Consider the following 1,876-nt stretch of genomic DNA (forward strand, 5'->3'; position numbering starts at 1 on the left):
GTCGCCGGTCAGCAGGCCGGAGGCGAGCAGCGGCAGGCTCGCCCAGGCGGCGGCCGCGCAGGAAGCCACGGTCAGGGCCTCGACGTCGAACAGCTCCGAGAGCGCCGTCTCCGCCTCGCGCAGCGAGCCGAACCGGATCCGCATCCGGGACGTCGAACTGTTGAGCGCGCCCTCGGCGAGCACCGCGTCGGCGGCCGCCTGCACGATCCGCGGGTGGGTGTCCAGGCCGAGGTAGGAGTACGAGGACATGTTCACGAACTCGTGGCCGTCCGCCAGCGCCCGGTGCCGGCCGTCACCGAGGCCGGACACCACGATGTCGAACATCCCGGCCCCGGCGGTCACCTCCCAGAAGTCGTGGCTGATCCGCGCGGACTTCTTGATGTTCATGTATGAGTGCACGCCACGTTCCTTGTTATTTCGGCACGGAAATTCCGGGCCCGCTGGCCGGCCCGATCGGAATTCGCGAATTCCGGGCTACCGGCAGGTGCCCGCAGAACCGTCCAGAGTACGTACGGAAACCACGGCCGGACCGATGCCCGAGCAGGCCGGGCAGGCCGACGTCGACCGAGCGGGAGGGCATCGGCGGCGGTGCGCAGAACGGTCCCGGCCTCGATCCGGTGAATTCCTGAACCGTCGGCGGCACCGGCCCCGGAGCCTCTCCCGACAATCCGGGGAGCTGCTCGCCCCGGCGATTGAAAGAATTCAATACACCTGGGCGACTGTCAACCGGAAACTATTTGCCGCTTCGCAAAACCGGACAGACCGTCATGCGCCGGTCGCACCGGAAGTTATTTGCCGGTCGGCAGGCATTGACGTCCGGCGGCCGGGCGGATATTCCGGCGACGGGGTCGGATCGGCGTCAGGGCACGCCGCTCGGACGAAGGCGGGGCGGGCGGCGAAGCGGCGGCCGGCCGCGATCACGAGGAGGAGCGGACACGCACCCCGGTCCCTCCGACGACCCGCGTCACACCTGACCCTCGGGCGCCGCGGCACCGCCGGGAGCGGGTCGGTGCCGCGGACGCGCCGCGGAGTGGCCTACGCTCGGCAGTGCGGAGGAGGCGCCGGCAACCGGCCTGCCGCTCTGACGGCGCTGCCTGCCCTCCGCCCAGTTCGCGACCCACTCCCGGTGCCCGCGCACCAAGCTGACGGAACGGGGCGGCCGTGCGGCACGACGCAGTCGAGGTCGAAGTGGTCATCACCGTGCCCAACCAGGGAATCGGGCTCTGGATGCTCGGGGCGTTCATCCTGACCTTCGCGGGCACCCGGGCCATCACCAGGATGATCCGGGCGGGCCGCGGGCCGTTCCGCGACGTGAGCGTCGGCGGCACCCACCTGCACCACGAGGTGTACGGCATCATCGGAATGCTGGTGTCGGGCGCGATCGAGTTCGCCTACCGGCCGGACAGTCCCGGCGTACAGGTCCTGGCGGTGATGTTCGGCGCCGGTGCCGCCCTGACGCTCGACGAGTTCGCGCTCTGGCTGCACCTGGAGGACGTCTACTGGAGCAGCGAGGGCCGCAAGTCGGTCGACGCGACGTTCCTGGCGGTGGCGGTCGGCCTGCTGCTGGTCGCCGGCTTCAACCCGTTCTCCGACGTCGGCTCGGGCACCGCCAACCACCTCGCCTTCGCCGTGCTCATGTTGGTGAACGTCGCGTTCTGCGTCTGCGCGATCCTCAAGGGCAAGACGGCCGTCGGCGTGATCGGGCTGCTCGTCCCCCTGGTCTCCGTGGTCGCCTCCGTCCGCCTGGCCAAGCCGTCCTCCCCGTGGGCCCGTTGGCGCTATCCGCGGGCCCCCCCCGGGGGGGGGCGCCCCGCCCGCCGTTACCCGCCGGACCGCCGCACCTGGATCGACGCGCTGAAGGACGCCGTGGGCGGCA

Annotated in this window: 1 protein-coding gene and 1 pseudogene; one reads left to right on the top strand and one right to left on the bottom strand. The window is 71.2% G+C overall.

Annotation, left to right across the window (positions count from 1 at the left end; translation table 11 throughout):
- Window positions 1–399, bottom strand: a pseudogene (locus MCM47_RS39890) (aminotransferase class I and II); the annotation flags it as partial.
- A 762-nt stretch (window positions 400–1,161) separates the two neighbouring features.
- Between MCM47_RS39890 and MCM47_RS39895 the strand changes: the two are divergent.
- The coding region (locus MCM47_RS39895) for a hypothetical protein (protein ID WP_238951741.1) at window positions 1,162–1,876 on the top strand (715 nt) is incomplete at its 3' end.

The sequence above is a fragment of the Kitasatospora sp. A2-31 genome (genome assembly GCF_022288725.1).
In the GTDB taxonomy this organism is placed as follows: Bacteria; Actinomycetota; Actinomycetes; order Streptomycetales; family Streptomycetaceae; genus Kitasatospora.